The following is a 738-nucleotide window of genomic DNA, read 5'->3' on the forward strand; positions in this document are numbered from 1 at the left end:
TAAGCGGGTAATTAGTTTTGATTATTAGGTTTTTCATTTATATTAACCAGTAATTGGATATAAAAATAAGAAAGAGACAATGGGACACGAAACCACAAAAGTATTAGTTGTTGATGACGACATGCGTTTACGTAGTTTGCTTGAACGTTATTTAGTAGAGCAAGGTTTTATCGTTAGAACTGCAGGTAATTCAGAGCAAATGGATAGGCTCCTCGAACGTGAAAATTTTCATTTAATGGTTCTCGATTTAATGCTCCCTGGTGAAGACGGTTTGTCGATTTGTCGCCGTTTACGTCAAAAAGAAAATGAAATCCCTATTATTATGCTCACCGCTAAAGGTGACGAAGTAGATCGTATTATCGGCCTTGAATTAGGGGCTGATGATTACATTCCTAAGCCGTTTAATCCTCGCGAGTTGCTTGCGCGTATTAAAGCTATTTTACGCCGTCGCGCAAAAGAAGTGCCGGGCGCTCCCGCCGCAGAAGAAAATCTAATCGCATTTGGTAAATTTACGCTTAACTTAGCAACGCGCGAAATGAGCGAAGGCGATAAAACAGTTTCTTTAACGAGTGGTGAGTTTGCTGTGCTTAAGGCGCTGGTATCTCATCCGCGAGAGCCGCTTAGTCGAGATAAACTAATGAATCTAGCGCGAGGTAGAGATTACAGTGCGCTTGAGAGAAGTATTGATGTGCAAGTATCTCGACTTCGTCGGATGATCGAAATTGATGCCGCTAACCC

1 protein-coding gene is annotated in these 738 nt (G+C 41.7%); it reads left to right on the forward strand.

The annotated features are described in order from the left end of the window. Positions 1-79: 79 nt before the first annotated feature. Positions 80-738: osmolarity response regulator transcription factor OmpR (gene ompR, locus CWB66_RS20960; RefSeq protein ID WP_138586960.1), on the forward strand; the 659-nt coding region annotated here is incomplete at its 3' end.

Source organism: Pseudoalteromonas sp. S558 (assembly GCF_005886635.1).
GTDB classification, from domain to species: domain Bacteria; phylum Pseudomonadota; class Gammaproteobacteria; order Enterobacterales; family Alteromonadaceae; genus Pseudoalteromonas; species Pseudoalteromonas aliena.